Raw genomic sequence first — 8,513 nt, 5'->3', positions numbered from 1 at the left:
TTTTCATTGGCCGATGGAGAACATGGTCCCAGACCTCCACATCGATCACCTGACCGTTTTCGGTGACATTGGGTTTTCCATGAAGTTCATAATTAATAAAGATAATACCGAGTTTTCTTGCCTCCTTGTAAAGGGCCTCCCGCTGACCATAGGTGCGCATGTCACGATAAAGAATATAGACATTTCGCTCAGCATTCTCCTTTTTCAGGGCAATGGCAGACTGCACTGAATGGGTGCAGCACACCTTCGAGCAATACATATGTCCTTCCTCGCGGGAACCGACGCACTGGATGAAGACAAAATTACGGGCCTTTTTCACATGGATTTCTTTCAGTTCATACAGCTTGTCAAACTGGACCGAAGTAACCACCCGGGTTATGGAATTATAGTTATACTCCGTCGGGATATAGAGTTCCGCGCCAGTGGCGACAATCCCGGCCCCATGTTCTACAACCGTCTTTGTCCCGTTTTTGGCTTTTAACGTTGTTTTGAAGTTGCCGACAAAACCTTCAGCGGCAACGACCTCGGACTGACGATGAATAACAATTTTTTCACTGGCGGTCACACGTTCAATGAGCTTGGCAACTTCTGTCGGTACATGTTCTCCCGACCAGGTATGTTTCAGGTTCAGGGCATTGCCACCCAATGTATCGGTACGTTCAACCAGATGAACCTCAAAGCCCTGCTCGGCCATATTGAGGGCCGCTGTCATTCCGGCAACGCCCCCTCCTATCACCAGGCCTTTCTGGGTGATGGGAACGGAGATCGGTTTAAGGGACGAGGAATAGACCACCTTGGCAACCGCCATCCGCACAAGATCCCTGGCCTTGGATGTCGCCGCTCCGGGGTCTCCGCTATGCACCCATGAATCATGGTTCCTGATATTGGCCATCTCCACCAGGTATTCATTGAGTCCAGCCGCCTTGAGTGTCTCCCTGAACAGGGGTTCATGGGTTCTCGGCGTACATGCGGCAATGACGATCCGGTTCAGATTCTGCTCCCGGATCCTTTTGGCTATCATCTCCTGGGTATCCTGGGAACATGAAAAAAGATTACGTTCCACATACACTACATCGGGAAGAGTCTCAGCATACTGCTCAACCGCCTCCACATCCACAACGCCGGCAATATTGGAACCACAATGACAGACAAAGACTCCGATTCTCGGTGTTTCCAGGGAAATATCCTTTTCCTCCGGAAAACTGGCTTCGCTGGTCAACTCGAAACGGGCCGGTGCCAGCAGATCGGAAACCGCGGCGGCGGCGGCGGAGCCTTCCACCACTGACTGGGGAATATCTTTTGGTCCCGCAAAAGCACCGCAGGTAAAAATCCCTTCCCTCGATGTCTGTACCGGGGCGAAATCAGAAGTTGCCGCGAAATTATCTGCCGTCAATTTAATATCGGAACTGGAGGCCAGCGCAAGGACATGTTTCGGCGTCTGCAGACCGACAGAGAGAACAACCATATCGTAAAATTCTTCTATCTGCCGCCCTTCTTCATTGACATAGCTGAGCCTCAGGTCCCCGCTTTCACCATCCGTTTCCACACCGTTGACCCGACAACGGACAAACCGCACACCTGAATCATCCTTCGCCCTTTCCAGGTATTGATCAAATTCTTTACCGTGGGTCCGCATATCCATATAAAAAATGGATGTCTGCAGTCCAGGTGCGTGATCTTTGGCGATAACCGCTTCCTTGATGGCATACATACAGCAGACCGAGGAACAATAGCCGTTGCCGCAGAGATTTTCATCCCGGGAACCGATACACTGAAGAAAAGCGACCTTGTTTACCGGTTTACCGTCAGAGGGCCTGACAAGATGTCCCTCGGTGGGACCGGAGGCTGAAAGATACCGTTCCAACTGGAGAGAGGTTATGACATTGGGATAGATTCCGTATCCCCATACACCTGAATCAGTCGGATCAAACGCCTCAAAACCCGGAGCAAGAATCACCGCTCCGACTTCTATTTCATGAATCTTTTCCGTATCATCAAAATTAATGGCCCCGGCATCACAGACCTTTTCACAGAATCCGCAGGCACCCGGTTTTTTCAAACGAATACAACTGTCCGGATCAATCTGGTATTTCAAAGGGACAGCCTGGGCGTATTTGACGTAAATTGCCTTGCGCTTACCCGTTTCTGCGTCATACTCGCTGTCCACCTTTTTGGGGCATTTTTCCGTACAGGCTCCACAGGCAATACATTTGTCCATATCCACGTAACGTGGCGATTCCTTGACAGTGACAGTAAAATCTCCGGCACTGCCTGCAATACCGGTGACTTCACTGAGCGTCATCAACTTTATATTCAAGTGCCGACCGCACTCAACCAATTTTGGCGCGATAATTCACATCGAGCAGTCATTGGTGGGAAAGGTTTTGTCCAGCTGGGCCATGGCACCGCCTATGGCTCCGGACCTTTCGACCAGGTATACATAATAGCCTGAATCGGCAAGATCCAGGGCGGCCTGCATTCCTGTAACTCCGCCTCCCACGATCATTACCGAACCAACTTTTTTTGTCTCCAGCATACGTTTCCTCTCATTTTTATGTGGTCTGAACCCTGTATTTCCATAAAGGTTTTTTGTTTCAGGGTAACTATTCACAGGGGTAGCAATTATATGATTTTATTACCTCTGAACTGTAATTGTTCACAGGTGCCCCAGATTTTTGCAGGCTCTTCTTCGCTATAGCTTACCTATGCGGACAAAAGAGACCGTGAAAAGCTGGGGGTACCTGTGAGCAATTACGTTTCAGGTTATTTTCCACGCCCGCAGGAACAGACTGCCGACAGGATCCAGTTGTGAGTCTCTTATTTCTTCTGCCCGGACATAACCAGGGAATCAGCCACAAGTTCCCACAGGTATTTCACCTCAATACCAAGATCATATTCCTTATTGAGGGACTTCATGATTTGATCACGGCAGTTATGGCAGGGAGCTACAACCAGTTTTGCCCCTGATTCACTGATCTGACGGGCCTTGATCCTTCCATAAAACACTCGCTCTTCGGCATAGGGCATGGCCCATGCACCACCGCCGGCACCACAGCAATAGGCGCCGTTTCTGTTCGGGTTCAACTCCCGCACATCTTCGCAGCATGCCTTTGTCACTGCCCGCCCTTCTTCAAAATAGGCCTTACCAAATGTCTTCAGTGACTTCCTGCCGTAATTACAGGGATCATGATACGCCGTGGCCATATCATGAACCGATTTATCGAGCTGAATCCGTCCCTCGTTGACATATTCCAGCAACAGGTCAAAAACAGTGACAATTCTGAATTCCTTGAGTGCTTCCGGATACCATCTGTTCAACCCGGACCGGGTTGCAAAATAGGCATGGCCTCACTCCGGCAGAAGGAGAACCTCGCAGCTCAACCTCCGCATATTGTCGACGATCCGGCCGACAACCGTCTTCATCGCCTCGTCATCACCAGAAAACAGCCCCCAGTTGACCCCTTCCCAGTACTCGGAAGAAATCGTCCAGGATTCCCCGGCAGCATAAAAAATCTTCCACCACCACTTCATGTCGTCCGGTTCCCCGAACGGCTCTTTCGAGTTGACGGTGACAAGTACCCGCGCGCCATGGACATCAATAGGCGTCTTGAATCCGGGACATTCATCAGCTGCCAGCTCCTCTCCCAGGTCCTCACAGAGAAAGACGAAATCATCCTTGGGAATGCCCAGGTTATTGCCACGCTCCAGGCACATGGTCACTCCCTTGTGAATAGGACCGGGAACCTGCTCTCGCTCCCGTGCCCCCCTGATCTTTCTGATAAGCGCGATAATCTGAATATTGGCAGGACATGCCTCTTCGCACTTTGCACACATTGTGCATTTCCATGGCCAACTCGAATCAATCAGATCTTCGTCCATTCCCAGCACGGCCATACGGACAATTTTTCTCGGATCAAGCCCGTCAACGCCAGCGATGGGACAGGCACTGGCACAGGTTCCACAGGTCAGGCAGGCATCAGCAAACGAGGGATCCGTAATAAAACGACTCTTTTCCCCACTGAGCTCAAGGGGCTTAACATCTGTTTTTTCCAGCTCTCCCAGAGCATTAGGACTGACATGATTCCCAGGATGGACATGGGGTTCACGCCCAAATTTTTCGCAGAGGAGCTGGTAGTCATGAAATTCCATAAGATACTTGCGTCCAGGACCTTCCTTGGCGGGAAGGGTACCGGTATTGATCCAGTTCCTTATGGTATTTCGATGCACCCCGAACTCTTCCGCCATCTCGCTGACTTTAAATTCGTACATCATAAAAAGGTCACCTCAATAAGCTTTTTCGTTTGGCACCCTCGAAAAGGGATAGTGATAAATCCCGGTTATTCCTCCCTGACCGGGACTGTTGCCTGTACTATTTTCTCACACGCCTTTCTCACGGCAGCAGACATGGCGGGAGAAAGTCCCGGCTGAATTTCTTTGGGAATATATTCAACCTGGGCCGCGAGGATCAGGATATTGATCCCTGTATTTTCCTCAAGTTCCTGCAATAAATTAACCGTGGGAAACTGATGAAGGGAGAAGTCGTGTATTTTTTTGGCAGGGATGGAATCGGGTCGGATCTGAAACACTTCACCGGGGCGACGATCGGGAAAATCGACCGCATCCAGAATAATGATCCGATCCGGCCGCCCCTCTTCAGTAAGGAGATAATCAAACAGGTATTCCCGGACACAGGTGCCCACGTCAACGGCCTCTGTGTTCTCCGGAAGATCGTAATGAGCATGCAGCTCATCCACCACGGCTGGCCCATAGCCATCATCACCCATGATGACATTGCCGCATCCAAAAATCATTGTCTTTTTATTATTTGGTCGCATTGTGCAAACAGTGCCTTTTGGTTTGAGTTTTAATGAAAATACCATCAGATAGATGGAATATCAACCCCAAATTTCAGCACAAACAGCACAAAACAGACAGCCCACCGGAACTATTAGCAATATATGCACAATATTTTTTCACCCAAGTGTGGATGTCAATAAAAAAACACCACAATGTCGCACACCTGGGATCTGCAAAGGACCAGAGAAGAGAAACGGATGCACAAGAAATGCGCACAACAGAATCACAGGTTTCAGTATCCCCGGGGATTGTTTTTCTGCCAGCGCCAGGTATCCTCGCACATTTCCACCAGGCCGAAACGGGCCTTCCATCCCAACTCTTGAGCTGCCTTTGCCGGGTTCGCATAACAGGCGGCAATATCCCCCGCCCTGCGGCCGACTATCTTGTAGGGAACCTCCCGCCCACTGACCCCGGCAAAGGCAGCCACCATCTCCAGTACGCTGTATCCCTTTCCTGTCCCAAGGTTGTAGACAACAACCCCCGGTGATTCAAGGAGCTTCTTTAAAGCAGCGACATGGCCCTGTGCAAGGTCAACCACATGGATATAATCCCTGACACCTGTACCATCAGGAGTGGGATAGTCATTACCGAAGACCTGAAGCTGCGGCAGTTTCCCCACGGCCACCTGGGAGATATAGGGCATCAGATTGTTGGGTATTCCTTCCGGATCTTCCCCGATCCGCCCGGACCTGTGGGCACCGACCGGGTTAAAATATCGCAACAGACAGACAGCCCACCCATTATCTGCAGTATAAATATCCCGCAAAATCTCCTCCACCATGAGTTTCGTCCGTCCATATGGATTGGCACAGGACAGAGGAAAATCCTCGGTGATGGGAACAGTCGCCGGATCACCGTAGACCGTGGCTGAAGAACTGAAGATAATTCTCTTAACTCCATACTCAGCCATCACTTCACACAATATCAGTGTACCGGTTATATTATTATGATAATAGAGAAGCGGTTTTTCCACTGACTCCCCTACCGCCTTTTTTCCTGCGAAATGAATAACACCATCAATCCCGGGTGACAATCGGGAAAAAACTTTCGCAAGGGCCTCCCTGTCCAGAATATCAACCTCGAAAAAATCGATCTTCTTCCCTGTCAGTTCCTCCACCCGGCGAAGCGATTCCCGACTGGAATTGGAAAGATTATCGACAACACTCACCTGAGCCCCTTTTTCCAACAGCTCAAGGCATGTATGGCTGCCGATATAACCCGCCCCGCCTGTTACCAGAATATGCATATTTTGTATTTCCGTATGAATTTTTAATAGGAACCGTTTTGAATCCGTTACAATAACAAAACAGTAAAATTTAGACTTTATATACACCTTGAAACAGGCTATCTTATTTTTTACCTGAATTTTATATTCTAACAAAAAGGAGCAATTATGCCATATGTAAATATCAGGGTCGCCGGAACACTGACTAAAGACCAGAAAGCCGGAATCAGCCGGGGAGTTACAGACGTCATTGCCAGAGAAGCAAACAAGCCTCCAGAATCGATCATAATCTTTATCGACGAAGTGGGCCATGAAAATATTGCCAAAAACGGGGAGCTGCTCAAACCCAAACAATAAACCCCGGACACAGGACCGAACGTAATTGCTCACAGGTTCCCCAGCTTTTCACGGTCTCTTTTGTCCGCATAGGTAGGCTATAGCGAAGAAGAGCCTGAAAAAATCTGCGGCACCTGCGAACAATCAGGACCGAACGACACCAACTATGGACAACCACTCACTACTCACTGGTTCCGCCCTGTGTCCGGTCCGCTATCATCTCCAGATACTCCCTCTCGGTCATTATTTTTATTCCGGCATCCTTCGCCTTTTTAAGTTTTGCAGGTCCCACCCGCTGTCCGGTCACGAGCATATCGGTCCTGCCGGAAACACTTTTACCCGGTTTTGCCCCCAGCAGTTTCGCCTGCTTTTCCATTTCCTGTCGACTGCCATGCTGCATCGCTCCTGTGAAAACAATATTTTTCCCCTTGAGCGGTAAAAATTCATCCCCTTCCCCGTGCCCTGCAACAGGGGTTCTTGCCAGATTAAAACCAAGCCCGTAAAGCTGAGTAAAAAGAGGATAAATAGCCCTCATGCCGTCAACCACTGCATCAGCGGTTTTTTCCTTAAATCCTTTGATTGATGCCACATCTTCCCTTGTCAGACTGAAGACTTTCTCCAGGGGAAACATGGCAAGGAGTTTTTCACAGTTCCCCATCCCCATCCTGTATACACCGAATGCGGCCAGAAAGCGCCAGTCCTCAATCTCCTCTGTTCTGCTTCGCTGCAGCTGGGCAACCATATTTTCCGACTGTTTGGGGCCAAACCCCATCCTCTCATATTCTCCAACAGAGAGAGTATAGATACCATAGACGGAACGAATCCCATGCTGGTAAAGCCTGTTTATGGAAGCGGGACCGAAACCGTCTATATTCCCAAGGGTCTTGAAAAAATGGCCGATGGAATGGGTTATCTGTGCAGGGCAGTTCATATTGTCAATACAGCGCAGGTAATCACTGTCCCAGATCAGGCCGGAATTGCAACTGGGGCAACTTTGGGGAAGCTGCGGCTCGGCCGGCACCAGCACCTTTTCTATTTTCGGGATAACCTCACCGCTCCTGGACAGCTCGATCACACTCCCCGGCCCCACTCCCTTTTCCCGAACCATTCCGTAGTGGTGGACGGTAACACGTCTGATCAGGGCTCCACTCAACCTTGTGGGTTCCACCTCCGCTACCGGATTCACCCGGCCTGATCGGGAAGTCTGAGGTGTAACCGCAATCACTTTGACCCTGGCACTCTCCGTATTTTTTTTGTAGGCAATCTGCCAGCGATGATGATGCCGGGTTGCCCCCATTGATTCCTTCAGCCGTTCATCAAGAATTTCAAGAACAATTCCGTCAATATCAAAATCAAGACAACCCCACAGGTCATCAATAACATCTTCAAAGTTTTCAGATAGTTCCTTCCAGACACCACGCCAGTCCGGCAATAGAACAAACGGGAAAAAAACGGCACCTTTCTGTCTGATCGCCTCAGCCGCCAGTGGGTCCAGCTCCTTTTCCCGTATCAGGCTTGCCTGAAAATTACGGGAATTATCGTAGTACCGGGCAAGATTTTTCTGAAAATAGCTGCGCCGCACAACAATCTCTCCCGGTCCCAGCCCCCGCTTTCCTCCCCTGGCCACCTGAAGTCCCCGGGCAAAAACCCGGCTGATATCGGTGCCCCGCCGTCCATCTCCCCTGGTGTACAATCTTTCACCGTCATCATAGGCTGCAAAACCGTCGAGTTTCGGTGTTGCCCTGAACAACAGGGAGTGAAAATCTACACCGATGCCTTCCGCCGCCCTGCGGATTCTCTCCGTCCACCGTTGCACACTTTTAAATTCATAAGCCTTTTCAGTGGACAGCATCCGCATCGGCAGAGGAACGGTTTTGACAAGGACAACGGGCTCCGGTTCAACCTTCTGCAGAAAAGGATGATCGGGCTGCCGTTTTTTCAGTTCAGCCAGGAAGACAAAATCATAAACATAGTCACTGACCAGGGGAAACCCACCCCTGTACAGCAGGTTAAAGAGCGTCAGACACTCAACAAGACCTGCGTCATCCAGATCCTCCAGCGGGATTTCTCCCCGGACAATCGCCGGAACCTGCTC

At 50.0% G+C, this 8,513-nt stretch carries 6 protein-coding genes; 1 reads left to right on the top strand and 5 read right to left on the bottom strand.

The features are described 5' to 3' along the window. From ACXLDX_RS09035 to galE, 4 genes are all read right to left on the bottom strand, one after another. Positions 1-2,623: FAD-dependent oxidoreductase (locus tag ACXLDX_RS09035; protein ID WP_457576848.1), on the bottom strand; the 2,623-nt coding region annotated here is incomplete at its 3' end. Between the two features lie 194 nt (positions 2,624-2,817). Beyond that, positions 2,818-4,269: a 4Fe-4S dicluster domain-containing protein gene (locus ACXLDX_RS09030; protein ID WP_457576847.1), complete on the bottom strand. Its 1,452-nt coding sequence runs from the start codon at positions 4,267-4,269 to the stop codon at positions 2,818-2,820. Between the two features lie 68 nt (positions 4,270-4,337). Beyond that, positions 4,338-4,835, bottom strand: a complete 498-nt coding sequence (locus ACXLDX_RS09025) for a hydrogenase maturation protease (RefSeq protein ID WP_457576846.1) — start codon at positions 4,833-4,835, stop codon at positions 4,338-4,340. Positions 4,836-5,089: 254 nt separating this feature from the next. Then, the gene (galE, locus tag ACXLDX_RS09020; protein ID WP_457576845.1) at positions 5,090-6,103 is read right to left on the bottom strand and encodes a UDP-glucose 4-epimerase GalE; all 1,014 of its coding nucleotides are present in this window, start codon (positions 6,101-6,103) and stop codon (positions 5,090-5,092) included. A gap of 147 nt (positions 6,104-6,250) precedes the next feature. Here galE and ACXLDX_RS09015 point away from each other — a divergent pair, with 147 nt between their 5' ends. Further along, positions 6,251-6,439, top strand: a complete 189-nt coding sequence (locus ACXLDX_RS09015) for a tautomerase family protein (RefSeq protein WP_457576844.1) — start codon at positions 6,251-6,253, stop codon at positions 6,437-6,439. Positions 6,440-6,599: 160 nt separating this feature from the next. Here ACXLDX_RS09015 and ACXLDX_RS09010 read toward each other — a convergent pair. Then, the coding region (locus ACXLDX_RS09010) for a helix-hairpin-helix domain-containing protein (protein WP_457576843.1) at positions 6,600-8,513 on the bottom strand (1,914 nt) is incomplete at its 5' end.

The organism is Desulfomarina sp. (genome assembly GCF_054039375.1).
This window is presented reverse-complemented; position numbering and strand designations above follow the sequence as displayed.

What these genes read in the sequence shown, in the direction of transcription:
- ACXLDX_RS09025 (WP_457576846.1), bottom strand. Translation starts at nt 4,835, where the DNA reads ATGCGACCAAATAATAAAAAGACAATGATTTTTGGATGCGGCAATGTC.
- galE (WP_457576845.1), bottom strand. Translation starts at nt 6,103, where the DNA reads ATGCATATTCTGGTAACAGGCGGGGCGGGTTATATCGGCAGCCATACA.
- ACXLDX_RS09015 (WP_457576844.1), top strand. Translation starts at nt 6,251, where the DNA reads ATGCCATATGTAAATATCAGGGTCGCCGGAACACTGACTAAAGACCAG.